Origin of the sequence: Roseovarius sp. CH_XMU1461 (assembly GCF_037027165.1) — a bacterium.
GTDB classification, from domain to species: Bacteria; Pseudomonadota; Alphaproteobacteria; order Rhodobacterales; family Rhodobacteraceae; genus Roseovarius; species Roseovarius nubinhibens.
This window is the reverse complement of record NZ_JAYMDV010000009.1, coordinates 36,524-61,249: the sequence shown is the minus strand read 5'-3', so window position 1 is coordinate 61,249 and position 24,726 is coordinate 36,524. Positions and strand designations below refer to the sequence as shown.

The window sequence follows — 24,726 nt, the reverse complement described above, 5'->3', positions numbered from 1 at the left end:
TGCAACAGAGCCCTGTAAAACACCCCAATTTTGCATCCATTGCGTATTTCGACTCGGTGCTTAGCGAACAATCCGGAAGACGTCGCCTGTCGTCGCATCTCGGATGAGATCGACACTCTCTCCATCCCAATGGTAGTCGAGATGACGCCCTTGTGTCGGATTGTGCGCAAGATCCGGGTAGAAGAGACCCACGCAGTCGCCGTCTCCGTGTACGCTTGGATAGACTATTCCGTCTGAATCGCTGGCCCTTAGCTGAGCACCAAACAGTTGCGCCTGAAAATAATCATCAGGATCGAGCAGGCTGCTCTGGTCGGGCAAATCACCCCGTATGTCATGCAGATTTGCATCAACTCCGATCAACAGTTCCCTAAACTGCGACACCCAGCCCGACGCCTCGCTTGTGGCCGCCATAAAACGCGCGTGGTGATGGCAGGTCTCATGAACAGCGGTTTCAAAATCGCTCGCAATATAAAGAACGCCAAGACGACCGTCCGAAAATCGGCTTGGCCTGTCTGTGCTTGTGTGGGTGAAGGGCGCCATGAGGTAACTTGCCCCCCAACCCCCTACCCTTCGCTCGGCAGGAACAAGGTCGATGTTGCCAATTGTCTCCATCAGTCGTGGATTGGTCTTCTGCTCGGCCGAGATGAGCAAGGGCCAATCCTCCGGTTCGGCGATATCCTCGAACAGATCTATCGGGGGAAATACGCTCCGGATGATCCTGACACCGAGCTCCCAAAGAAGGTGATTGACTGGAACATCCGTGATCTCAACTACCAAGCCCCTCGCTCCGCATCGACATAGCGGCGCACGCGCATGAGATCAGTCAGCTCGCCTCCGAGCATGATGTCGAGCGCCGAACGACCGTCAAAGGCCTCATTCGGAGCCTTGATCCAGATATAGGTTCTTACTGGCTCGGCAAAGATGATGCGAAGTGCCTTGTGTATGCCGAGGAGGTTGGACAGACGGGCTTTCATGTCCCGGTCAAGTCGACCAGGTTGGCCGGCCTTCCAGCGTCGATAGGTGCGCACCGGAAGGTCGAGAAGCACCGACGCCTCTTCATCGGTAATTTCCCACTTTCCAAACAGGTGGAGCACTGCACGCAGCATTGCCCCACCCTCCTCATCAGTGATCTGATCAGGAACGAAATCGGGCGCACGGGTTGCAATTGGTTGAAGCATAGCTTTCTCCTTATGGCATGCAATAGCAAATATAATGCCATTTGGCAATACAAGCGCTGCATTAATGTTTGATGAACCCAGAGAGTGGAAGTAACCCCCCTGCCCAGCCAAGCGCACCGCTCTAACTGCCGGGTCGAGATATTGACCGACTGGGCCAGATCACCGGGGCGCAACGGTTCATCTAGGTTGGTTTCCATCAATGAAAAAATGACCGACAGTTTGGGGTGCCTGAACCCAGCACGATCCACCGACAAAGTATTTGCAGAGATGGCGTTGCGCTGTCCTCGGCGGCGCTTAGGCAGGCGAAGCTTTGTATGGGCACCGGCTATCCAATGAGCCAGCAAGGCGATCTCCGACGCATCGTCATCAAGGTTTTGGCGGATTGCTAGTCGACGATGCCATTGAATGGGCGCTCCAAAATCTCGCGACCACCTCTCTTCTCCTTGGATACGGCCAAGCACGCGCAATCTCTGCTAACCTCCTGAAGGAAATGTCAGATTTTTCGATCTGACTGGCCGTGATGGATTGAAGCCGGACTTCGGCAACAAGGGTGCCGCGGTTCTGTCATTCTCTGCGGCAAGACGAACTCGAATGTCAAAAACCGACGAGAAGGTAAAATCCGCGATCCCTAAATCCTGCGTTAAACTTTTGGCGATAGGTAAGGCGTCGAAGCCACAAAACAGAGGAACTTCACATTGAAAAAAATTATAAACGCCATCGTCTACAACACTGACACAGCAGACAAGATCGCATCGGTACACCATAAAACCAACGACCATTCCAGTTGGTTTCACGAAGAGCTATATACTACGGAAAATGGACGCTGGTTTATCGCTGGGGAAGGCGGATCGCATTCACATTATGCGATCGATGAGGGCGAGGGTAACATGAATGGTGGAAGCGATCTTTTGCCGCGGACCATTCCTGAAACGATGAGTTGGCTTGAGAAGCACCGCAAATACGACGTTCTTGAGGAGTACTTCGCAGCCTATCTGCAGACGGCCTAATCGGTCGTTCTCGCAGATCCTTCGATCCTTTTGGCTGGGCTCCCAATTGGGGCCCGGCCCTATTGCCCTTGGGCAGGCGCGAGCATTAAGAGAGCTGCTTCCAAATCAATAATATTCATCCCTTTCTATTCTACAGGTTTTGCCGGCCTGACCTGATACCCATCGTATGGATCTTCCCTGACAGCTTGGCAAAAATGTTGCGCATGTAAAATAGCATTGCGTGCTGTCCAACACGCCCGCTGAATTCTGCGCCAGGAAACCTCGATTGGAGAACCGCGATTGGCTTCGGAAAAAAATGGCCGAGACAAGCTCGGCCCTAGTCCAACAGGGAGGTAGAAAGTGACGCGGGATTCCTCACCTATCACCTTCTGCGCTCTCTTTATGGGCGAATTGCCAACACCTCAATAAAAACATCTCGGCGGCCGCATCATAGCCGCGATGCACGCACGGCATGGGGGCTGACACGAAGCCTATCAATATGTTCTCCGCTCGGCGCTTTGCCTGTAGGGGCAATCAATAGAAAAGCGCACAACGTGCCTCTCGAAGCTTGTGACAGCTGATGCCCGGCGCTGGCGAAACCGGGCTTAGACGACGCCAAGCTATCTCGCGTTACAGGTTCAGGTAATAGACTGCACCTATAGCCCCCTGTTTCTACCTCGGTGAGTGCCGCAACCTGGGCGAACATCGAGCATGCCGCAAGCTCGTTGGCACTTTGCGCCATCGCACGGCACGGCTGACGGCAGAAAAATCAGCCATGAAGGCGAAATCCGCGATCCTTAAACGTCGAGTTAATCTTTGGGTGATATGTAGGAGGTGTAACAAGACAGGACAATAAAATGAAAGTTATACTTAATTCAATCATCTATGACACCGACGCAGCAGACAAGATCACATCGGTGCGCCATAAAACCAACAACCATTCTAATTGGTTTCAGGAAGAGCTCTATACCACGGAGAATGGACGCTGGTTTATCGCTGGGGAAGGCGGATTGCATTCACATTATGCAATCGATGAGGGCGATGGCAATATGATCGGCGGCGCCAAAATTACCCCGCTGACCATTCCTGAAGCGATGCAATGGCTTGAGAAACACCGCAAGTATGACACCCTTGAAGAGTTCTTCGGAGCCTATCTGCAGGCAGCTTAAGCGGCCGCTCCCGCAGACCCTCAAATCCATCTGGCCGGGCCCTCTACCGGGGCCCGGCTTTTTGCCCTTCAGCATCTCTGTTTTCCTGCTCCCCGCGAGAGACCTCATCCTTAATGAAACTTTTCAACATCTGAACCGCGTTCTCAACGCGCAATTTCTGGAGGCGTTGTCAGTCGAGCCCCAAACATTGAGAAGATAGAATTATAACCATGATCCCTACGGGGAACTGATCGCCGGCAACCCTCCCGTTCAACCACGATCCGCAACTCAAGCCAGAAAATCGCTCAATGTTGTCTTGGGCTCTTGGTTGTCTCAGGATTTTTGGCCAACTGGGCTGCCAAATATTGCTGAAAATACCAGATGGTGCGCTCTTTCGGGGACAACCGCCCAGGCTTCGCCGCCAGCGCCTTGGCGTTCTGTGCAATTGCCCCGATGATCGGTTTGTCCTCGTCATTGATGCGGTCGAAACCCGCTTTCAACTCGGCCGCATATGCCGCGCGTTCTTCCGGATCGTCGGGCACGGCGCCGGGATAATGATCCGCCCCCCAGAACACTTTGACCTTATCCACACCATAGGGCTGCACGGATAGCCAAAAGGTTCGCTCAGCGGTCACCGACATCACATGACACGGGAAAATCGCTGACAATACCGCCTTGTTGCGCTCTTCCTCGGTCAAGAGGGGATTGTCCACGACCATGTCCGAATTGCGCTCGTAGGACTTGCCGGGCACGCGCCCCTGTTCATAGAGACTATACGCCGCGCCACCGTGCATGGCATTGGCCAGGCGGGTCGGCATCGCGGGTTCAATCGTCTGAGCATGCGCCACAAAGAGGTGATAGCCTTCAGTGAAATTCTGAACCAGAATCTTCCAATTCGTGTCCCAGATCTCTTCGGCTCGAAACAAAGTCCGATACTTCGACAACTGGTAATTTTCCAGCCGCTCTGACAGCTTGGCCAACCGCGGCCCCAATGGCGCGGCATCGGGATCTAGCGAAACATAGACCCAGCCCTGCCAGATCTCGACCTGAAACTGCGGCAGGCAGACGTCCTTCTTGTTGAAATTCTCGCGCATATGGGCGGCCCCGATCAGCTGGCCATCCAGATTGTAGGTCCAGGCATGATAGGGACAGCTGATCCGGCCCCGAATATTGCCGGACCCCTCAAGAAGGCTGGCCATGCGATGCCGGCATACGTTCGACATCGCGCGCAGGATGCCATCGCGGTCACGCAGAACGATGACAGGATCGCGCCCGATCATTGTCGCGCGGTAGTCGCCGGGAGCCGCATATTCATCCTCCCGGCCGACGCAAAACCACTCATGATTAAAGATTTCGTCGAGTTCCAGCTCGAGAAACTCGGGCGAGGTATAGACCTGCGGCGGCGTCGCTTCGGCCAGCTCATCCGGCAGGGCCGCGTTGCGGGCGACTGCCTCCAGCAATTCATTGACAGACATACGTGGACTCATTTCTCACCTCCATCCGCAAGCGCATATGCGGCTTCCCCTGTGACCAATCCGTATTGCCGGGCGCTGTCGACCAGGAGCTTCCAGAGCGAGGCCGCAAAACTGCGTGGCAGGGCCAGTTCAAACGCCCCTCCGCTCCGCCAGAGGGTGATGCCGACATGATGAAACGCCGTCGACGCCACGCGGTCACGCGGAAACGCATCTGGCCTTAGGTCGAGAGGCAAGAAATGGTTGAGCAACCTGCTCGCCTCCGGCCCCTCGACCCGCACCCATGTCCGGGCCGAAGAGAGTTCGAGTGCCGCGCCGAGCTCGGCGGGCATGTCCGCGATAGGCGCGCTGTCTGCCTCGCGGATCAACCACCATTTCAGCGGCTCGACCCGGAGCAAACTTCCCCGCGCCCCCGTTGCCACCTGTCCCGGTCCCGGCGCCGCGTCACAGCCCGCGGCCCGCGCCGCCATCGCGCCAACCTCGATCAATGTGTCGGGCCAGCACGCGAACTGGGTCAGCGAAAAGCCTGACACTTCCCGCAGGCTCACCCCAGCTGGGCCGGGCCGGCCACTCCCGGCGGCCTCTTCGCCCAGATCATGATAGACCCGCAATGCTGTCACCTGATCAGCCATGCATCCTTACTCCTTCAGGATCAAACATATGGGGAGAGACGATTTCGACCTCGACCGGCGCGCCGCGCACCGGGTCTGCGGCCAAGACCGGCTGCCCGGTCCAATGATCAGGGCCGCCCGAAATATAGCCCAGCCCGATCCAATGGCCGAGCGCAGGCGAATGGGTCACCGCTGTCACCCAGCCTTCGCCAAATCCGCTGAGCGCTTCGGGCTTGCAGAGCAGCGCCCCGCCATTGAACGTCTTGCTGCGATCTTTCGGCAGGATACCGACGAGGCGCGGCCGATCCGGTTGCTGCAACTCGGGTCGATCCTGCAACACCTTGCCGATATAGGATTTCTTGGTCGAGGCCATGCCGCCAAGCCCCGCATCGCGGATCGTCACCCGACCGTCGAGCTCGGCCCCGGTCACATGGCCCTTTTCAATGCGCAACGTCCCTAGCGCCTCCAGACCATAAAGACAGCCTTTATGACCGCCCGCCACGATCCACAGCCGCTCCATCATCGCCGCTCCGTGGTTGGCTGGAACATAGAGCTCGAACGCCAATTCCCCGGAGAAACTGATCCGGGCGATCAGCCCCTCGGTCCCGTCGCGCAGCACCACCCGCGCAACGCCCATGAAGGGCAGCGTCTCATGCGAAACACTATCCGGATCGCGCAGACAGGCCGCCACAACCGTGCGCGATTGCGGACCCGCGACCGACACGCCAGCCCATTGATCGGTCACCGAGGTGAGATGAACCTTCAGGTCGGGCCAGCGAAGCTGCAACAACTCCTCCAGCCAGACCATGACCCGCCCCGCGTTTGTCGTGGTGGTCGTCATCAGGAAATCGCTCTCGCCGAGCCGCCAGGTGGTGCCATCATCCATCACCATCCCGTCATCGCGCAACATGATCCCATACCGCGCCTTGCCGATCGCCAGCTTGGCAAAGCCATTGGTGTAGACGCGGTTGAGAAACTCCGCCGCATCCGGCCCCTGGACAGCGATCTTGCCGAGCGAGCTCACATCGCAGATGCCCACGGTCTCACGCACAATCGTCGCCTCGCGCACATAGGCATCGTTGAGGGTTTCGCCGGGTTCGGCGAAATACCATGGCCGGTGCCAAAGCCCGGCGTCGGTCATGGTCGCACCCTGCCGCAGGTTCCAATCATGCAAAGGCGTGCGGCGCAGCGGTTTGAAATGGCCATGAACGTTGCGTCCGGCCAAAGCCCCTATGGCCACCGGCGTATAAGGTGGGCGAAAGCGCGTGGTGCCCACCGCCGGGATCTCCTTGCCCAACGCCTCGGCCATCAGTGCGAGGCCAATGATATTTCCCATCTTGCCCTGATCCGTGGCCATGCCCAGTGTGGTGTAGCGTTTCAGATGCTCGACCGAGACAAAGCCTTCCTGATGCGCCAGACGCACATCCGAACTGGTCACGTCATGTTGTGGATCGACAAAGGCCTTGGTCTTGCGCCCCGGCAGCCGCACCTCGTAGAGCGGCTTGATCGGTGCCGCCCAACCACCGGCGGCTGGCGGATTGGACGCGACGCCCATGGCCCGCTTGGCGGCTTCCACACCCGAGGTTTCACAGGCCTCGCGGCTCCAAACCCCGGCCGCGGACCCTGCCATGTAGACGGGTTCGTCGCCGTCACCGGCGATAAAACAGGCCTGTTCGGCGTCCCATTCGGGTTTGACCCCCCGATGCGATGCGAGGTTGACGACCGGCGACCAACCGCCCGACACCAGCAAGAGGTCGCAGGTTTCGCGCCCCGCCGCTTGCCACCCCGTCCCGTTGGATCGCGCCAACTGCAGGGCGCGTATCCTGCCCCGTCCTTGGGCCTCCAACGGGGCAACGCCCGTGCGCAAAGCAACGCCAGAAGGCAGGTCACAACCGGGCTCAGCCCGCGCCTCGGCGATGGTCACCTCCGCCCCCGCTGCCGTGAGTTCGCCTGCCGCCGCATAGACGCTGTCGTTGGTGGTGGCGATTACGATCCGCGCCCCGGGCAAAATACCAAAGCGGTTGAGATAGCTGCGCCCGGCATTGGCGGTCATCACCCCGGGCCGGTCATTCCCGCCAAAGGCCACAGACCGTTCCAACGCTCCGGTCGCAAGCACCGTGGCCGCGGCCCGCACGGTCCAAAACCGCTGTCGTGGCAGATAGGTCGCTGGCGCCGAAAGGTGATCCGTCACACGTTCCACAAGCCCCGCAACACTCGTGTCATAGAGCCCAAAGGCCGTGGTTCGCGTCATCACCCGCACACCAGCCCGCGCAATCGACTGAACCAACGCAGCACGCTCTGGTTCAGTCGCCGGATCATTGAGAAAATCACCACCAAGCTCGAAATCCTGTTCAACCAGGATCACGTCTCGCCCGGCCTCTGCCGCAGTCAGCGCCGCACGCAGCCCCGCCGGTCCAGCCCCAACCACCAGCAGATCGCAATAGGCATGGGCATGATCATATTGGTCCGGATCAGGCTCTCGTGACGCCCGGCCCATACCGGCGGCCTTGCGGATCAACGTCTCGTATCTCATCCACAGCCCGGTGCCCCGTCCCCAGTCAAAGAGCGGCACGCCCATAAAAGTCTTGTAGTAGAACCCCGCCGCGAGAAAGCGACCAAACAGACCGTTTACGGCCCCCAGATCGTGCCGCACATTGGGCCAGGCATTCTGCCCTCGGGCCTCGAGCCCTTCAAAGAGCTCCTGCATCGTCGCCTTGACGTTGGGCTCTTGCCGCGCGCCTTGGCCGACAGACAGGATGGCACCGGATTCCTCGACACCCGCGGACATGATGCCACGCGGCCGGTGATATTTGAACGAGCGCCCCAGCACGGTTTCGCCATTCGCCATCAAGGCAGAGGCGAGCGTATCCCCGGCATAGCCCGTGAGATCCTTGCCATCCCAGCGAAAATTAAGGGGCCTGGCGCGATCAATCCGCCCGCCTTGGTCCAGACGCCTTACGGTCATGCCCCGCCCTCCAGAACTTTTGCCAGCGCGGCTTGGGCCGGGGTGACGCTGTAGATTTCATGGGTCATCGTGTCCCGCTCGACCTTGAGCCACAGACGGCAGCCATGCACATGCTGCCATGTCTCCACCTGTCGGCCACAGATGTTCTCGCGCAGAAACACCGCGTCGTGCCATGCCTCAAGCGGCGCATCCAACGCCGGGTAGGTGATCGAGCCGTCGCCGCCATAGCTGAACTCGGCATGGTCACGCGGGCCACAGAAAGGACAGGAAATCCGGATCATGCTAAACTCACTTCATCCATGCAATTTGGGATCGGGACCGGCGCCGCGCTCATCAATCTGAAGGCCGCGCTCAAATCTCTTGAGATCGAAATTGGCGATCATCGGCGCAGGGCGCTCATTGGCGATGAGATCGGCGAACCACCACCCCGACGCCGGTGAGGCCTTGAACCCGCCATAGTTCCAGCCGGTGTTGAGATAGAGATTGTCGAGAGGCGTCCGGCAGATGAAATGACTGCCATCCATCGACATATCGACCACCCCGGCCCAATGTCGCAACAGTTTGACCCGGCCAAGGCAGGGCATGACAGACATCGCCGCCTCGGCCACGTCCTGTACGATGGGCAGGTTGCCGCGCTGGGCGTAGGATTTGTACCAGTCGAGATCGCCGCCAAAGACCATCCCGCCCTTGTCGGATTGCGAGATGTAGAAATGCGCCCCGCCCATGCCAAAGACGACCACCTGATCAAGCAGCGGTTTGAGAGGCTCTGACACAAAGGCCTGCAGTTTGTGTGACTCAATCGGCAACCGCCCGAGCCCGGCCATGCTCCACAGGCGCGACGTGTTGCCCGCAACGGCGAACCCGACCTTACCCGCCGTGATCCGACCTCTCGACGTGTTCAGCGCAGTGATCCGCCCCGCCGTGCGCTCAACCCCGGTGACCGCACAGTTCTGCACGATATCGACGCCGACCCGATCCGCCGCGCGCGCATAGCCCCAGGCCACGGCATCATGGCGCGCTGTCCCGGCCCGTGTCTGAACGGCGGCGCCCATGATCGGAAATCTGGCATCTGGCGCATAGTTGAGATGCGGCACCGCCTGTTTCAGCCGGTCCAGATCCCATATCTCGGCATCCGGCGTGCCGGTAAGCCGCATGGTATTATAATTGCGCGCCGCGCCATCAATGGCCCCCGGACTGTGCAGCAGCGCGATATGGGATCGCTGGCTGAACATCACGTTATAGTTCAGATCGTGGCTCAGGTTTTCCCAGAGCTTGAGCGAATGCTCATAGAATTCCCGGTTGCCGGGCCGGGCGTAGTTGGACCGCACGATGGTGGTGTTGCGCCCGGCATTGCCGCCCCCAAGCCAGCCCTTCTCCAGCACCGCGATATTGCGGATGCCGTGGTTCCTGGCCAGGTAATAGGCGGTGGCAAGACCATGCAGCCCGCCGCCCACGATGATGACATCGTAATGTGACTTCGGTTGCGGGTCGCGCCATTGCCGAGACCAGCCCTTTTGGCCGGTCATCCCCTGCCAAAGGACATTCCATCCGGAAAATCGGGTCATTTAATATTGCCTTGTCGGTGTTTCAGACGGTGCTTTTGAGCACCCGGCCCGGATGTTTGAAAATCTGTCCGAAGCCTTCGAGCTCATCCATGATCCCGGCCCGTCGCAGGCAGGACCACATCTGCGCCTGGTTCGAGGTGATCACCGGCTTGCCGGTGGCCTGTTCGATCTCTTCAACGACCTCCAGCGACCGCACCCCGCCACAGCTGAGAAAGATCACATCCGCCTCCGCCTGGTCGATCTCGAGCGCAAATTTCTTCCAATAGGCCGGGGTGACCAGACCCATGTCCCAGCCACTCGCGATGTTAAGGCCCTGAATGTCCAGCACGTCAAATCCGCGTTCGACGAGAAACTCTGCTTCGGCGGTGTTGATCTCGTCCAGATAGGGCGTGCCCACCACGAGCTTTTTCGCGCCCAGCTCATGCAGCGCATCCAGAACCCCCTGCACGAGACACATGGGCTGCGCCCAGGGTGCACCTTTGCGGATTTCCTGAAAAATGCGGTTCTCGCCGATCACGATGGAGCCGCTGGTGCAGCTGTAGCTGACGACATCCGGCTTGGCTTCGGGCTGAATGCGCGCGGCGGCGTCCGCCATATGCTCGATATGACGGGCCAGCGTTTCATTCGTTGTGTGATCGTCGGTTTTCAGACGCGTGATGTAGACGCCGACACCCTCGGGTGCCATGTCCTTGAAATCTGCCTCGGCACTCGGGTCCGTGGACATCAGGATAAAGCCCAACTTGGCACGATGATGACGCCCTGCGTTCATCTCGGGGCTGCGGGGCTTGGACTGGATGGTTTGACCGGGCTGGAACATCAGAGAATGACCTCGTCTACGGATTTCGGATGGGATGTCAGCGGTTCCCAGCCGTCTTCGGTGATGATGAAACTGTCGCCCACCTGGGCGCGGAATGTCTCGACCGAAACCGAGCCATCCACCGCGAGAACCATGCCGGGCTGGATCACCGTGGTGTCCCCCGTCACCAGCTGCGGCGCCTCGAGAAAGCTGAACCCGGTCGCACGACCACAGCGGAACGGGTATTCATGACCCGCCTCCTGGATCACCTCGGCATAGGCCGCGTGAACGCTCTCGGCTGTCACGCCGGGCCGCAGCGCGTCGAGCGCCGCCTTCTGGCTCGCCACGGCCACCTCATAGACCGCCACTTGGTCGGGGGCCGCGTCACCAATCCAGAATGTCCGGTCAAACCCGAGCTTGAAGCGGTGAAAATTGGTCATCCCGCAAAAGCACAGAAACACCGGCTCGCCCTTGCGCATGATACGGGTTGACGCGCGGTGATGCGTCTTCACGATATCCTTGCCCGAGGCCATGATCTGCAGGAAATGGGTGTTGGGCGACATGTCCCCGTCATCGTAATGCGCAGCCAACAGTTCAGCGGCCTTGCGGGTGCCTGCCTGCGATGTCGCGATCGCCACCTCGAATTCCGGTACCCCATCGCCAATCGCCATGCGTCCGGCCTGCATCATCGCTGTTGCCACCTCTCCCGCATGGCGGGCGAGCTGCAACTCCTCTGCCGATTTGATCATCCGCATTTCGGCCAGAATCGGCGTGGCGCTGGTGATCTTTTCGGCCGCTACGAGATCGTTGACATAGCTGCGTACCGGCGGCGGCATATGCCCCGGCTCAATGGCCACCCGCCCGGCACTTCGTACCGCCGCCGGCAGTTCTTCGCGCCATTCGTTGCCCATGCCGTCGTTCCAGGGCGCGATGCGATCCACCCGAGCCGCGGCCTTGGCACTGTTGAGATCGATGGTCGGCGTGATCAACAGCGTGTCGCCGTCTTTGGGCACCACGAGGATCGTCGGGCGCCCGAATTCCATATGCAGATAATCATAATAACCGGTGAGGTAGTAAACGTTGTCGTCATCGGTGATCAGCGCAACATCGATCCCGGCCTCGGCCAGTTTCGTTTGAAAGCGGGACAGTCGGTCGGTGAACATTGGCATTCCCTGAAGAAGGTTGACGGGCATCGCAGCCGGTCTCTGGCCGCTGCATTCCTCAAAATACTACGTTTCCCACTGCGCTTTCCAAAGTGACATATCGTAGGGGAGTATGATAGCCTATGGTTATGAAAAATTACCGCCGCGCCCTCCCGCCTCTTGATTATCTCCTGTTCTTCGAGGCGGTGGCCCGTCACGGCAATTTCACCCGTGCCGCCGAAGAGCTCAACGTAAGCCAGGCCGCAGTCAGCAAGAGAATCAAGGTGCTGGAGGATTGGCTTGGTATGCCCCTCATCGACCGCCACGGCCGCCGCCTCTCACTGACCCGGAACGGCAAGGTTCTGGCGACCAACTCAGGCGAGGCTCTGGATTACCTCAACTCATGCTTGCAACAGCTGCGCCGCACCCATGGCACGGGTCGTCTGTCGCTGGGGGCAAATGTCGCGGTCTCACAATATTGGCTGACGCCGCGGATCAACGAATACCTGCTCGGACGCGATGCCGCGCCGGTCACGCTCACCTCGACCGACAAGGATGCTGATCTTTTCGCGCTCGAATCCGATGCTTTGGTATTCTACGGGCCCGACATTCCGACGGGCTGGGACGGCGCGCTCCTCTTCGAGGAAACCTGGCTCCCGGTCGCCGCGCCAGAGGTTGCGCGACGCTCCGGCGATCTCGGATCGGCAACCCTTCTCGATTTTGACAAGCTGACTCCGAAATGGGTCAACTGGGGGGATTTCGCCACGCTCACCGGACATGCGGAAATCGACCAGGCAACCAAGGTCAATCTGGGCTCCTATGGCAGCACGCTCGACACGGCCATTCGTGGCCGGGGGCTCGCGCTGGGCTGTCCCGACGTGCTGCGGTTCGAGATCGACGCCGGGCGGCTCGTGGCGCTCGAGGCGTATCGCCTCGCCACGGGCCGCAGCTATTTTGTCATCTGGCGCAACGGACAATTGACCAAGCAGATCCGCGACCTGATCAGGGATGTCGGGATCCCGCTCTGACGCGCCGATCTTCTCCCGGTCTCGAACCGCTTCTCAGACCGCTTCTCTGACCGCACTGAGGAATTGCTGAGTGCGCTCCCGCTGCGGGTTGCCAAAGAGCTCGGCCGGCGGCCCCTGCTCTTCGATCTTGCCGCCATAGAAGAAACACACACGATCAGAGATATCGCGAGCAAATCCCATCTGATGCGTCACCATGAGCATCGTCAGATTATGTTCCGAAACGAGCTTGCGTATGACATTGGTCACCTCGCCGATCACTTCGGGGTCCAGCGCCGAAGTCACCTCGTCGAAGAGCATCACCTTGGGCCGCATGGCCAGCGCACGGGCAATCGCCACGCGCTGCTGCTGTCCGCCGGAGAGCCGCGACGGCCGCTGATCCTTTTTCGAGATCATCCCGACCAGCTCCAACAGCTCTTCCGAGCGGTCGCGCGCCTCCGCCTTGGACAGGCCCAGCACATGCACCGGGCCCTCCATGCAATTCTCCAACACCGTCATATGTGGGAAAAGGTTGAAATGCTGAAAACACATGCCGATGTCGGCCCGCCGGGTGCGCAGATGCCGCTCGTTCGCCCGCACCAGATGGCCTTGTTTCGGCATATGGGTCAGTGGTTGACCATCGACATAGATCACCCCGTCATCAATCTGCTCGAGGGTCATCAGCATCCGCAAAACGGTGGTCTTGCCCGACCCGGATGGGCCGATGATGGACACCATCTCACCTTCGGCGATGTCGAGATCGAGATCGTCGAGAACGGTCAGCGCACCATAGGATTTGCGCACTTTGCGAAAGCTTACCATCGGTTTGGTGTCGCCGGTGATTTCGAGAGGAAAGCCAGTCTTGTCCAGCATAGTTACAATCCCAGTTTACGGCGTACACGCCCCTCAAACAGCCGGATCAGGCCCGCTGCCGGAAGGGAGATTGCCAAGAAGATGATACCCACCATCGTGATCGGCTCGAGAAATCGGTAATGCTCCGATCCGATGGCATTTGCGACATGGATGAGTTCGGCAACCCCGATCACCGAGAGCATCGGCGTATCCTTGAGGATGCCCACAAGGTAATTGCCCATGCCCGACAGCGCCGTCGGAATGGCCTGCGGAATGATCACCCGCCGATATTTCTGCGCGATGGTCATGTTGAGAGCGGTCGCCGCCTCCCACTGGCCCTTCGGCACGCTTTCGATGCCGCCGCGATAGACCTCCGAGAGGTAGCAGGCATAATGCAGACCGATGGCGATCATCCCAGACGTCCAGGGGCTCAGGCGCAGGCCGATTTGCGGCCCGACGAAAAAGACAAAGAAGATCTGCAGCAGCAGCGGCGTCGACCGGATGAACTCGACAAGTTCCCGCACCACAAAGGTCAGCGGCCGGTAAGGCGTGCGCTGCGCCAGCGCGAAGACGAGCCCGAGCACCAGAGCGATTGCATAGCCGACCCCCGCCGCCAAGAGCGTGTTGCCGGTGGCGACCAGAAGCCGGGGCAGAATCTCCCAGGCAAATTCCCATTTCCAGTCAAACATCGGTCACACCTTTCCGAGCTTGCGGGCCATGGCCTGCTCCAACCAGCGCATGAACGGGGTCACCATGAACCGCGCCAAGACGTAATAGATCACCAGCGTGGTGCCAAAGACCTGCGCCGAGAGAAAGGTCGAGCCATTGATCTGCTTGGCCTGAAACATCAGGTCGGCCACCGAGATCAGCGACACGAGCGCCGTACCCTTGAGCAGTTCGATCATCAGGTTGCCCCAGGGCGGCAGCATATTGACCAACGCCTGCGGCAGAATGATCCGCCACATCCGCCGCGCAGGGCTCATGTTGATGGCCAACGCCGCTTCCCATTGCCCCCGTGGCACTGACAGGATGCCGCCCCGGACCAACTCGGCCCCATAGGCGCCGATATTCATGCCCACCGCCACATAACCTGCGGTAAACTTGTCGATGCTCACGCCAAAGAGCGGCAGCACAAAGAAGATCCAGTAAAGCTGAACGAGCAGCGACGTGCCGCGAAAGATCTCGATATAGGTGATGGCCGCGCCGCGGATCACACGGTTCTGCGAAAGCTTCATCAAAGCCATGGCAAGCGAGATCGCAATGCCAAGCGCCGCCGACAGAAAGAACTGGGCAATGGTCACCCCTGTGCCTGACAACAGGCGCGGCCAGTACTGGGCAAGAAAGTCGAGGAGGGTCATGGGCAAGATCCGTTTCACAGGGGATCTGAGCGGCGGCCCCTCAGGGACCGCCGCAAGGTTTCAGGTCAGCGGTTGGCGCAGGTCCATTCCGTGGTGGTGTCGCCCGGCAGGTTGGCTTCGACGTAGCCATATTCCTTGACCTTCGCGAGCATGTCCTCAGAGCCAAGATAGCGATCGCGCGCAGCGTTGAACTCTTTCAGGAAATCCTCGTCTTCAAAACGGAAGCCGATGCCGACCCAGTTCTGCGTCCAATCCGGCAGCGCGCCGGGATCGGTGGTCTCGAACGCCCCTTCGGACTGATCGGCAAGATAGACGGCTTCGAACGATGTCAGTGCCGCCGCATCCGCGCGGCCGGCCTTCATCGCGGCGAGCGTTTCCGTCGGCCCGGGCAGCTGCATCATCTGCGCATCGCTCAGACCCTCGCGGCGCGCGGCCTCGACGGTGTTGGCACCGGAATACATCGCCAGAACGGTGCCCTCATTGGCCAACACATCCTTGTAGCTGCTCAGCCCCTTCGGGTTGCCAGCCGGTACAAGAAAGCTGTCGCCAGTGGTGGCAATCGGCTCTGAAAAGGAGATGTTTTCACAGCGGCTGTTGAGAATGTAGAGCCCGCCGGTGACGATGTCATAACGGTTGGCCTTCAGCCCCGGGATCAGCCCGCCCCAGTCGGTCACGGTGGCTTCGACATTGTCGTAACCCATCTCGTTCAGAATGCCGATCGCGATGTCGTTGACAAAGCCCTTGGGCGCGCCGCTCTCATCCGGATAGCCAAAGATCGGAATGTTGGAAAACCCGATACGGATGGGCTCGCCGGCTTCGACCCGGTCCATCAACGGACCGGCCATTGCCGAAAGTGCGGAACCAGCCAGGACGATACCGGCCGGAATGATGGTCTTTAGTACATTAATAGGCATCTGATCCTCCTTGTAAGTGATGCGGTACTCAAGCTGTACGGACTGCAACGGTTGTTTTTCGTTGGCCTGGCGGGCGCTGCTCTCTCTCCGTACTGGTCCGCAATTTGCGGGTTCCCCTGCCATGCCTATAGGAACGTATAGGTGAAATTTCATTCCGAAATTGATCAATATTTCTGCGTTTGTGATGAATTATATTGTCAAACGTTCTGTCAGCGACTTTAATCGCGTCATGGATGATAAAGATCTCGAAATCCTGAAGTTGATTCAGTCGAACGCCAGAATGACCGCCGAAACGCTCGGTCAGACCATCGGTCTGTCGCCGCCCGCGGTGCAGAAACGGCTCAAGAAATTGCGCGAAAGCGGCGTGATCGAGAACGAGATCGCGGTGCTCTCTCCGGCCAAGCTCGGCCGCGAAATGACCGTGATTGTTCAGGTCATGCTGGAGCGCGAGAACCGCATGCATCTCGAGAATTTCAAACGCAAGATGCGCAATGTGCCAGCGGTGCAGCAATGCTACTACACGACCGGAGAGGCCGATTTCATCCTTGTTGTCGTGGTCAATAACATCAAGGAATACGAGGAATTCACCCAAGAGTGTTTCTTTGACGAATCCAACGTGAACAAATTCACATCCTCCATCGTCATGGATCGGGTCAAGGTATCCCTCGACATCCTGTGAGACCGTATTCACCGGCCATCTCCCCTTTGTGACGGACCCTTCAACTTGGTCCTCGCCTCTGTCACATACTCCGATGGCCGGCAGGCGGAAGGCATCGGCCGCCCGCCCCGCTGACCACCGTCGCCTCAGCTCAACATTCGCGCGTTTTTCGGATCGTAAAACGGCTGGAGGCTGACAGTGGCCGGGACTTCGCGCCCCTCGACCAGCACGCTGTAGGCCCCCTCGGCCAGACCGACTTTCCCTTTTCCGTCATCCGCAGGCGAAATCAGACACAGCCCAACCGCCGAACCGAGCGTCGCACCATAGGCCCCGGCGGTGACATAACCCACCACCTGCCCGTCGCGCAGAACCGGTTCGTTGTGGTGCAGAAGGGGCTCGGGCTCTTCGAGCTTGAGATAGAGGAGGAACGGCCCCTTGTTTTCGTCCTTGCGCGCCAGATAGGCATCGCGCCCGATAAAGGAGATGCTTTTCTTCGGCTTGCAGGCAAAGCCCAGGCCGATCTGATGCGGCGCCTCGGTATAGGCCATGTCATGGCCCCAATGGACAAAGCCCTTTTCGATCCGCAACGCATTGAGCGCCTCGCCACCGATGAGCCGCAGCCCATGCGCCTCGCCCGCCGCCTCCAGCACCTCGAACACATGTTCGGCGAAATCCGGGGTCACAAAGATCTCCCAGCCAAGCTCGCCGGAATAAGACAGACGCTGCGCGAAGACGTCTGCGTGACCGACGTAAAACCGCTGCAGGCTGTTGAACGGGAAGGCCTCGTTTGACAGGTCGATATCCGACACTTCGGCGAGGACCTCCCGGCTCTTCGGCCCCATCAACCCCAGAACCCCATAGGCAGATGTCACATCACGCAACCGCACGTCTTCGCCCTCGGCAATCTGATCCCGCAGGTGCAGATAGTCGCGACGCGTATGCGAAATCGAGCTCATCACCATAAAGGCCTCGTCACCATGGCGGGCCACAGTTACGTCGCTCTCGATGCCCCCTCGCGGGTTGAGCATCAGCGTATAGGCCACTTTGCCCACCGGCATCGCCATGTCATTGGTGCACACCCGCTGAAGAAAGCTCTCGGCATCTCGCCCCTCGACCATCAGCTTGCCCAGCATGGAATAATCGATCATCGCCACCGCCTCACGAGCGGCCTTTTGCTCTTCCTGAGCACAGTCAAACCAGTTCTGACGATAGAAGCTATACTGATACTCAGGGGTCATGCCCTCACGCGCGAACCAGCCCGGACGTTCCCAGCCCTGCACTTCCGTGAAACAGGCGCCACGCGCCTTGAGCGCATGGTGAAACGGTGTCCGGCGCAGGTTGCGCGCGGTCTCGCGCTGGCGGTGTGGCCAATGCATCGCATAGGTGAGAACGAGCGTCTCAGGGCAGCGTTCGCGCAGATAGGGATCACGCGCCTGAAACGCCTCGCAGCGCGCCGGGTCCATCTCCGACAGATCGATGGGCGGATGCCCCTTCATGATCCACTGCGCCAGCGCCCGACCGGCACCGGGGCCGGATTGAATGCCTGTCGAATTGACCCCGGCGAGGACATAGTAATTGTCGATATCCGGTGCCTGCCCGAGGGTAAAACGCCCGTCGTAGGAATAGCTCTCCGGCCCGTTAAAGAAGGTGCGGATGCCGGTCTCCTGCAACAGCGGAACCCGGTTCATCGCAAGCTCGAGCACATCCATCACATCATCTTCGACAAAGGGCAGGCTGTCGAATTCGAACTCTTCGGGAATGCCTTTCTCGGCCCAGGCCTTGGCATGGAAATGGGCAAAACCAAACAGCAGTTTGCCGGCATCTTCCTTCCAATAGGTGCCATCGCAATAGGACCGCAGAACCGGCAAATCCGCGGGCAGATCCGGGATCGCCTCGGTCACGAGGTAATAATGCTCACAGGCATGAAGCGGCACGCCGACCCCGCTCTGCTGACCGAGTTCGCGGGCCCACATGCCACCGCAATTGACCACGACATCGGCGCGAATGGTGCCCTCGCTGGTGCGCACACCTGTCGCTTTGCCGTTCTCGAGTAGCACCTCCTCGACCTTGATCTGTTCGAAGATCTGCGCACCATGCATGCGTGCCCCCTTGGCCAGCGCCTGGGTCAGGTCGATCGGGTTAGCCGAGCCGTCGCTCGGCATGTAAATCCCGCCAAGCACCCCCTCCGGGTTCATCAGCGGCCAGCGTTCGCTGATTTCTTCCGTCGACATGGCATGGGCCTCGATGCCAAACAGCCGGGCAAAATCCGCCTTGCGTTTGAGCTCGGCGTGACGCTCGTCATTGACCGCGATCGAAATCGACCCCGAGCGGCGATAGCCCGGGTTCTGGCCGGTCTCGGCCTCGATCTCCTGCAGCAACTCGATACCGTATTTGGCAAAGGCGGTGGTGGCATGGCTGCCCTGCAATTGACCGACGAGACCGGCCGCATGCCAGGTAGTGCCCGACGTCAGCTGTTTGCGTTCAAGAAGGACCACATCCTTCCAGCCCTCTTTCGCTAGGTGATAGGCCACGGAACAGCCGTGAATGCCGCCGCCGATGATGACGACCTGAGCGTGAGAGGGAATTTGTTTAGCCATGACAGAGTGCCCTTGCAGAATTTCGGTCAGCTATGCGCGACCAGTTGTGTCTTGAAGAGTTGGCCGGCCTCAGGCCGGTCGGCGGTCAACCCGGCCAGCCGCGCCAGATGCCATCCCAGCACCTGATTGCTCGACAGGACGGGTTTGCCCAATTGTGCCTCGGTCTCGGCGATCACCGGCAGCGCCCTCAGGCTGGTGCAGGAGACAAAGACCGCATCGCAATCGTCACGCGCCCCGATGGTAAGGATCGCGTCGCGGATCGCCTCCGAGGTGATCCGCGCCACGACGAAATCATCGCCCTGATCAAAGGTAGCCACGGCGTTGATCTCGATCCCGGCCGCCTGCAGATTGTCTTGCATTTTGCGCGTCACGTTCGGGGCGTAGGGCGTGATCAGGGCGATCCGCCGCACTCTCAGCGCCGCCAGCGCCGCCTTGCAGGCGCTCAGTGGATTGCTCGTCCGGGCCGTGGGATGCGTCGCGCGCAGGATCTCGGACACGCGCGCTTCGCCGATCATCGTGGTGCCGGAAGTGCAGCCATAGCCGATGGCGTCAAAGCCGAAATTGCCCGGCAGCAACGCCGCAGCGGTCGGCAGGTCCTGCTCCATCCGGCGCAATGTCTCGGGCGTCACCTCGGTGTCGTTGGGAATGCGCGCATGGTAAAGCGCCACCCCCTCGTCTCGCAGCAGACTCGAGAGCTCATGCTCCATCGTTTGATCCGTCTGCAACACGATCAACCCGATTCGGGCGTTTGATCCGAGCCCCTCGTCGGTCGCGAATCCCAATGTTTCAATATGTTGCGCGTCGTTCATCTCTGATGACCCAATTGAATTTCATCTGGTATATACCAATTGGATACTTGGTATATACCAGCTTTCATGTTAGTCAAAGAAAACTTCGAGGACCCCCATGCCGCAGCACTCTGCAGACGCCACCGCCGAGACACCTATCTTCCGTCAGATCGTCGATCACCTGCGCGACAGGGTCCTCAACGGCGAACTCGCGGCTCATGCACCGTTGCCATCAGAGCGGTCGCTCGCGGAGAGTTTCGATGTCAGCCGGATGACCGCCCGCCGCGCCCTAGAGGCGCTCGATGCCGAAGGGCTGAGCTACCGCGAAGACCGCAAGGGGCGGTTCGTCTCGCCCAAGCGGATCACCTACAACATCTCCGACATGGTGAGTTTCGCAGCCAAGGCTCAGGCCTGCGGCGATACGCTCGACATAGAGCTGGTGTCGCATGGCACGATCCCTGCCGACGCGCGTCTTGCTCGCGCGCTCGAACTGCCCGAGGCGACCCCTCTGCACCGCTACACGCGGCTCTTTCGCACCGACGGCCATGCCGCTTTTCTCGAAACCGAATATGTGCTCGCCAGCCGCTTTCCCGATCTCCTCGGACACGATCTGCGGCAATCGAGCACCCGGCTCCTTGAGCAGTATTACGGGATCTCGGCCCGCACCGGCGATATCACCATCCGCATGCGCGCCATGCAGCCTGGCGAGGCCAGCTTGCTGGGGCTTGCGCCCTATCATCCCGGCATCACGCTCGAACAGGTGATCCGCGACAGCGACGGCTGCGCCTTTTGCTTCGGGTCACAGATCTGGCGCGGCGAACTGGCTGAATTCTCGGCCCAGGCAATCGTGGGTGAACTGGGCTGATACCTAAATGCCTTCCGAAAAAAATCACCAAGCCCGTCAATTCAGACTGCAAACGTCACATTGGCGGTAAACTTTGACGTAAAAAAACGCCCGCTTTGACTATCTTGACGCCAAACACTTCAGGAGATGCGCAATGGCCGATTTCCCTACCAAACTGACCGCGCTGCGCCGCGATTTCCATCGCCATCCCGAATTGGGATTTCAGGAGGATCGCACCAAGTCCCAGATCGCGGCACGGCTGCGCGACCTCGGGCTCGAGGTGCATGAGGGGCGCGGCGTCGTCGGTATCCTCCGCGCTGGCAGCGGCAACCGAGCGATCGGCCTGCGCGCCGATATGGACGCGCTGCCGATTTCTGAGATGAGCACCCATGACTATGTCTCGCAAACCCCCGGCGTCATGCATGCCTGCGGTCATGACGGCCATTTGACCATGCTCCTCGGTGCGGCAGAACTGCTCGCCGACACAGAGGATTTCGACGGCACCGTCGTGTTCATCTTCCAGCCCAACGAAGAACACGGGCTGGGTGCCCAGGCGATGCTCGACGAGGGCTTTCTCGATCGGTTTCCCATCGAAGAAGTCTACGGCATCCACAACCTGCCCGGCGCCCCGCTCGGTCAGATCTCGACCCGCAAAGGCCAGATCTGCGCCAGCGAGAGCCTGTTCGAAGTCGAGATCTCTGGCCAGGGCGGCCACGCCTCCATGCCGCATGTCGGTGTCGATGCAATCACCGTCGGCGCTGAAATGGTGCTTGCCCTTCAAACCATCGTCTCGCGCAAGCTGGCCCCAGGGGCCGGGGCCGTCGTCTCGGTGACCGAATTCCTGACCGATGGTCAACGCAACGTCCTCCCCGGTCACGCCACGCTCAAAGGCGATGTCCGCGCCCGTCTCCCCGAGGACCGGCAAGCAATCGAAACCTTCATGCGCCAGATCGTCGACGGCGTCGCCGCGACCCATAACGTTAAGGCTTCGATGAGCTTCAACACCGAATTCGTCGAGGTGATCAACGCAGAGATCCCGACCGAGGCGGTGATCGACACCGCCCGAAAGCGCGGACTGGACACGATCCCTGATCGCCACCCGATGAGCTTTTCCGAGGATTTCGCCCATTTCGCCAACGCCGTGCCCGGCTGTTTCATCCTGCTCGGCAATGGTGACACCGGCCCCCATGGCCAACCGCTGCACGCTGCGGATTACGATTTCAACGACGCGCTCCTGCCCATTGGCGCGGCCTTCTGGGCCGATCTGGTACGGAGCCGCCTGCCCCACCGAAAGGACCAAGAATGACAAATCTCCTGCCCAGCGGCGCCGTGGCCCATGTGGCCGCCACCCGCAAAACCGGCACCGCCGCCGAAGACGTGCTCTCGCGCGAGGATTTCGCCACCGCCCGTGACGAGATCACCCAATGGGAGGGCTACGAGCCGACCCCGCTGGTCTCGCTGGACGCGCTTGCGCAGACGATCGGCGTCGCAGAGATCCTCTATAAACACGAAGGCCCGCGCTTTGGCCTCGGCAGTTTCAAGGCGCTCGGCGGCTCCTATGCCGCATTGCGCGTGCTGCAGCGTGAAATCTCGGCCAAGCTTGGCCGGGACGTGCCCCTCGCCGATATCCGCAATGGCAAACACGCCGACGATTGCGCCGAAATCACCCTCGTCTCCGCCACCGACGGCAATCACGGCCGATCCCTGGCCTGGGGCTGCCAGCGCTTTGGCGCCCCCTGCCGGATCTACATTCACGCCGAGGTCAGCGAAGGCCGCGCCGAAGCCATGCGCGCTCTGGGGGCCGAGGTCATCCGCATCGCGGGCGATTATGACGACTCGGTCGATCTGGCCAAGACCGAAGCCGAGGCGAACAACTGGTTCGTGGTTTCCGACACCTCCTGGCCCGGCTATTCGATGCCGCCGCGTGACGTGATGGCAGGCTATGGCGTCATGGTTCAGGAAATCTGCGAGGCCCTGAACGACGCCCCGAGCCATGTGTTCCTGCAGGGGGGCGTCGGCGGCCTTGCGGCCGGCGTGGTGGCTGGCCTGCGCCAATATTGGGGCGACGCCTCGCCGCGTGTGGTCATCGTCGAACCCGAACTCGCCGCCTGCCTCTTCGAGAGCGCCAAGACCGGCAAGGCCACCAATGTCACCATCGAACAGGAAACGCTGATGGCCGGGCTCTCCTGCGGCGAACCGTCCGAGATGGCCTGGGAAATCCTCGCCGAAGAGGCCAGCGATTTTCTCACCATCCCCGAGGCTCTCGTCGCCCCGAGCGTGCGGTTGCTGGCACGTCCGCTGGGCGGTGACCCCACCATTGAAGCGGGTGAAAGCGCCGTCGCCGGGCTCGCCGCGCTGATCGCGTCGCGCCAGGATGCCGCTTTGTCGGAAAAGCTGGGGCTCAACAGCACCTCCCGGGTGCTATTGATCGGATCCGAAGGGGTCACCGACCCGGCGATCTTCGAGATGATCATGGAGGGGCGAGATGCAGCCTAATACGCTCGACAGAGGCTTTCCCAACGCGGAATTCGAAGCCAGAACCAAACGCGCCCAGGCGCTGATGGCCAAGGACGGGCTCGACGGCCTGCTGCTGATGACCGAACCCGAGGTGCGGTATTTCACCGGTTTCCAGACCCTCTTCTGGCAGAGCCCGACCCGGCCCTGGTTCGTCTTTGTCCCGGCCGAGGGCAAACCCGTGGCCGTGATCCCTGAAATCGGCGCCGAGCTTATGCGGCGGTCCTGGCTCGACGAGGTGCGGACCTGGTCGGCCCCCGTGCCCGAGGATGACGGCGTTAGCCTTCTGACAGAATTGTTGATGCCGCTCGCCCGAGCGAAGTCCCGTTTGGGGGTGCTCAAGGGCCATGAAACGCTGCTTCGGATGCCGTTGGGCGACTGGGAACGGCTGCTCGCCGCCCTGCCCGGGCTCGAGATCGCGGATGCCACCGGGCTTGTTCAGGGGCTCCGCATGGTCAAGACACCCGCCGAGATCGAAAAGCTCGCCCATATCTGCGCTATCGGCTCGGCCACCTTCGAGCAGGTTCCCGAAATGGTGAGCGAGGGGCTTCCCTTCGAAGAGCTGTTCCGCCGCTTCCGCCGCGAAGCGCTGGCGCAGGGCGCGGATGACGCCCCCTATGTGGTCGGCGCAGCGGATCAGGGAGGCTATGCCGATTGCATCTCGCCGCCTTCGCGCCGCCCGCTGAGCGCAGGCGATGTGCTGATGCTCGACACCGGCTGTGTCTGGGATGGCTACTACTGCGATTTCGACCGGAACTGGGCCATCGGCCACGCCGATGACAATGCCCGACGCGCCTATGACGTGCTGTGGCGTGCCACCGAGGCCGGGCTCGACGCCGCGCGGCCGGGCAATAGCTGTCATGACCTGTTTTCCGCCATGACCGCAGTCATTTCCGAATTGGACGACAGCGGTGGTGACATCGGCCGGCTAGGTCACGGGTTGGGCATGCAATTGACGGAACAGCCCTCGCATATGGCCGGCGTCGACACGTTGCTGCAGGAGAACATGGTGCTGACCTTGGAGCCCTCGCTCTCCTACGGGGATGGGTGGATGATGGTTCATGAGGAAAACATCGTCGTGACGCCCGAGGGCGGCCGCCTCCTGACCAAACGCGCCGCCCCCGAACTGCCGGTGATCTGATCTCGGCGGGGGGCGGGAAACTGGCCCCCGTTGGATTTGGGCAGCAGCCTGAATAATGGCTCCCCGGCCATCAGGCCAAGCTTTTATTATTGAGAATAATGATGGCTCAGGCTTAGCAGCCCCAGGAGGGGCTTGTGATGAGACAGCCCTGTCGCTCAAGACCTCCGTCCGATCGGCGCATTTCATTCTAAGC

General features: G+C 60.3%; 23 protein-coding genes. 8 read left to right on the top strand and 15 right to left on the bottom strand.

Annotation, left to right across the window (positions count from 1 at the left end):
- Nucleotides 1-60: 60 nt before the first annotated feature.
- On the bottom strand, nucleotides 61-777 hold the full coding sequence (locus tag WA237_RS17255; RefSeq protein WP_336099123.1) for an RES family NAD+ phosphorylase: 717 nt from the start codon (nucleotides 775-777) through the stop codon (nucleotides 61-63).
- The gene (locus tag WA237_RS17250; protein WP_336099121.1) at nucleotides 771-1,178 is read right to left on the bottom strand and encodes an MbcA/ParS/Xre antitoxin family protein; all 408 of its coding nucleotides are present in this window, start codon (nucleotides 1,176-1,178) and stop codon (nucleotides 771-773) included. The genes WA237_RS17255 and WA237_RS17250 overlap by 7 nt, the downstream gene beginning before the upstream one ends.
- A 695-nt stretch (nucleotides 1,179-1,873) precedes the next feature.
- On the opposite strand from WA237_RS17250, the gene WA237_RS17245 reads away from it, so the two are divergent.
- Together WA237_RS17245 and WA237_RS17240 are read left to right on the top strand one after the other, a co-directional pair.
- Nucleotides 1,874-2,185 carry a hypothetical protein gene (locus tag WA237_RS17245; protein WP_336099120.1) on the top strand — a complete coding sequence of 104 codons (312 nt, stop codon included), beginning with the start codon at nucleotides 1,874-1,876 and terminating at the stop codon, nucleotides 2,183-2,185.
- An 836-nt stretch (nucleotides 2,186-3,021) separates the two neighbouring features.
- Nucleotides 3,022-3,333 carry a hypothetical protein gene (locus tag WA237_RS17240; protein ID WP_336099118.1) on the top strand — a complete coding sequence of 104 codons (312 nt, stop codon included), beginning with the start codon at nucleotides 3,022-3,024 and terminating at the stop codon, nucleotides 3,331-3,333.
- A 284-nt stretch (nucleotides 3,334-3,617) separates the two neighbouring features.
- On the opposite strand, the gene WA237_RS17235 is transcribed toward WA237_RS17240, so the two are convergent.
- Genes WA237_RS17235 through WA237_RS17205 form a run of 7 tightly spaced genes read right to left on the bottom strand, consistent with a single transcriptional unit; the run spans nucleotide 3,618 to nucleotide 11,884 of the window.
- Nucleotides 3,618-4,787 carry an aromatic ring-hydroxylating oxygenase subunit alpha gene (locus tag WA237_RS17235; RefSeq protein ID WP_336099116.1) on the bottom strand — a complete coding sequence of 390 codons (1,170 nt, stop codon included), beginning with the start codon at nucleotides 4,785-4,787 and terminating at the stop codon, nucleotides 3,618-3,620.
- An 8-nt stretch (nucleotides 4,788-4,795) separates the two neighbouring features.
- Complete coding sequence (locus WA237_RS17230; protein WP_336099114.1) at nucleotides 4,796-5,416, bottom strand: sarcosine oxidase subunit gamma; 621 nt, start codon at nucleotides 5,414-5,416, stop codon at nucleotides 4,796-4,798.
- Nucleotides 5,409-8,360, bottom strand: coding sequence for a sarcosine oxidase subunit alpha family protein (locus tag WA237_RS17225; RefSeq protein WP_336099112.1), 2,952 nt, complete (start codon nucleotides 8,358-8,360; stop codon nucleotides 5,409-5,411). Before WA237_RS17225 ends, WA237_RS17230 begins: the two co-directional genes overlap by 8 nt.
- A complete protein-coding gene (locus WA237_RS17220) occupies nucleotides 8,357-8,641 on the bottom strand; it encodes a sarcosine oxidase subunit delta (RefSeq protein WP_336099110.1) in 285 nt (94 codons plus the stop codon). Before WA237_RS17220 ends, WA237_RS17225 begins: the two co-directional genes overlap by 4 nt.
- 12 nt (nucleotides 8,642-8,653) lie before the next feature.
- Entirely contained in the window at nucleotides 8,654-9,925 is a 1,272-nt protein-coding gene (locus WA237_RS17215) for a sarcosine oxidase subunit beta family protein (RefSeq protein ID WP_336099108.1), read from the bottom strand.
- 22 nt (nucleotides 9,926-9,947) lie between these two features.
- Nucleotides 9,948-10,742 carry a maleate cis-trans isomerase family protein gene (locus tag WA237_RS17210; RefSeq protein WP_336099107.1) on the bottom strand — a complete coding sequence of 265 codons (795 nt, stop codon included), beginning with the start codon at nucleotides 10,740-10,742 and terminating at the stop codon, nucleotides 9,948-9,950.
- Nucleotides 10,742-11,884 (bottom strand): M24 family metallopeptidase, encoded by a 1,143-nt coding sequence (locus WA237_RS17205; RefSeq protein WP_336099105.1) that lies wholly within the window; start codon nucleotides 11,882-11,884, stop codon nucleotides 10,742-10,744. Before WA237_RS17205 ends, WA237_RS17210 begins: the two co-directional genes overlap by 1 nt.
- Before the next feature lie 122 nt (nucleotides 11,885-12,006).
- Here WA237_RS17205 and WA237_RS17200 point away from each other — a divergent pair, with 122 nt between their 5' ends.
- Nucleotides 12,007-12,891 carry a LysR family transcriptional regulator gene (locus tag WA237_RS17200; RefSeq protein ID WP_336099104.1) on the top strand — a complete coding sequence of 295 codons (885 nt, stop codon included), beginning with the start codon at nucleotides 12,007-12,009 and terminating at the stop codon, nucleotides 12,889-12,891.
- Between the two features lie 33 nt (nucleotides 12,892-12,924).
- Here the strand turns inward: WA237_RS17200 and ehuA are convergent, their stop codons facing one another.
- The 4 genes from ehuA to WA237_RS17180 form a co-directional block, all read right to left on the bottom strand.
- Nucleotides 12,925-13,740, bottom strand: coding sequence for an ectoine/hydroxyectoine ABC transporter ATP-binding protein EhuA (ehuA, locus tag WA237_RS17195; protein ID WP_336099103.1), 816 nt, complete (start codon nucleotides 13,738-13,740; stop codon nucleotides 12,925-12,927).
- 2 nt (nucleotides 13,741-13,742) lie between these two features.
- Nucleotides 13,743-14,408: an ectoine/hydroxyectoine ABC transporter permease subunit EhuD gene (ehuD, locus tag WA237_RS17190; RefSeq protein ID WP_286909056.1), complete on the bottom strand. Its 666-nt coding sequence runs from the start codon at nucleotides 14,406-14,408 to the stop codon at nucleotides 13,743-13,745.
- A gap of 3 nt (nucleotides 14,409-14,411) precedes the next feature.
- Nucleotides 14,412-15,077: an ectoine/hydroxyectoine ABC transporter permease subunit EhuC gene (gene ehuC / locus WA237_RS17185; protein WP_336099100.1), complete on the bottom strand. Its 666-nt coding sequence runs from the start codon at nucleotides 15,075-15,077 to the stop codon at nucleotides 14,412-14,414.
- Between the two features lie 65 nt (nucleotides 15,078-15,142).
- Nucleotides 15,143-15,991, bottom strand: coding sequence for a transporter substrate-binding domain-containing protein (locus WA237_RS17180; protein ID WP_336099098.1), 849 nt, complete (start codon nucleotides 15,989-15,991; stop codon nucleotides 15,143-15,145).
- Between the two features lie 184 nt (nucleotides 15,992-16,175).
- Here WA237_RS17180 and WA237_RS17175 point away from each other — a divergent pair, with 184 nt between their 5' ends.
- The gene (locus WA237_RS17175; protein ID WP_336099097.1) at nucleotides 16,176-16,670 is read left to right on the top strand and encodes an Lrp/AsnC family transcriptional regulator; all 495 of its coding nucleotides are present in this window, start codon (nucleotides 16,176-16,178) and stop codon (nucleotides 16,668-16,670) included.
- Nucleotides 16,671-16,795: 125 nt separating this feature from the next.
- Here the strand turns inward: WA237_RS17175 and WA237_RS17170 are convergent, their stop codons facing one another.
- Together WA237_RS17170 and WA237_RS17165 are read right to left on the bottom strand one after the other, a co-directional pair.
- Nucleotides 16,796-19,246, bottom strand: coding sequence for a GcvT family protein (locus WA237_RS17170; protein WP_336099096.1), 2,451 nt, complete (start codon nucleotides 19,244-19,246; stop codon nucleotides 16,796-16,798).
- Nucleotides 19,247-19,272: 26 nt separating this feature from the next.
- Nucleotides 19,273-19,953, bottom strand: a complete 681-nt coding sequence (locus tag WA237_RS17165; RefSeq protein WP_336099095.1) for a maleate cis-trans isomerase family protein — start codon at nucleotides 19,951-19,953, stop codon at nucleotides 19,273-19,275.
- Between the two features lie 199 nt (nucleotides 19,954-20,152).
- Here WA237_RS17165 and WA237_RS17160 point away from each other — a divergent pair, with 199 nt between their 5' ends.
- The 4 genes from WA237_RS17160 (at nucleotide 20,153) to WA237_RS17145 (ending at nucleotide 24,533) form a co-directional block, all read left to right on the top strand.
- Entirely contained in the window at nucleotides 20,153-20,899 is a 747-nt protein-coding gene (locus tag WA237_RS17160) for a GntR family transcriptional regulator (protein ID WP_336099093.1), read from the top strand.
- A 133-nt stretch (nucleotides 20,900-21,032) separates the two neighbouring features.
- Complete coding sequence (locus WA237_RS17155) at nucleotides 21,033-22,184, top strand: amidohydrolase (protein ID WP_336099092.1); 1,152 nt, start codon at nucleotides 21,033-21,035, stop codon at nucleotides 22,182-22,184.
- A complete protein-coding gene (locus WA237_RS17150; protein ID WP_336099091.1) occupies nucleotides 22,181-23,374 on the top strand; it encodes a diaminopropionate ammonia-lyase in 1,194 nt (397 codons plus the stop codon). Before WA237_RS17155 ends, WA237_RS17150 begins: the two co-directional genes overlap by 4 nt.
- A complete protein-coding gene (locus tag WA237_RS17145; protein WP_336099089.1) occupies nucleotides 23,364-24,533 on the top strand; it encodes a M24 family metallopeptidase in 1,170 nt (389 codons plus the stop codon). Before WA237_RS17150 ends, WA237_RS17145 begins: the two co-directional genes overlap by 11 nt.
- Nucleotides 24,534-24,726 lie beyond the last annotated feature (193 nt).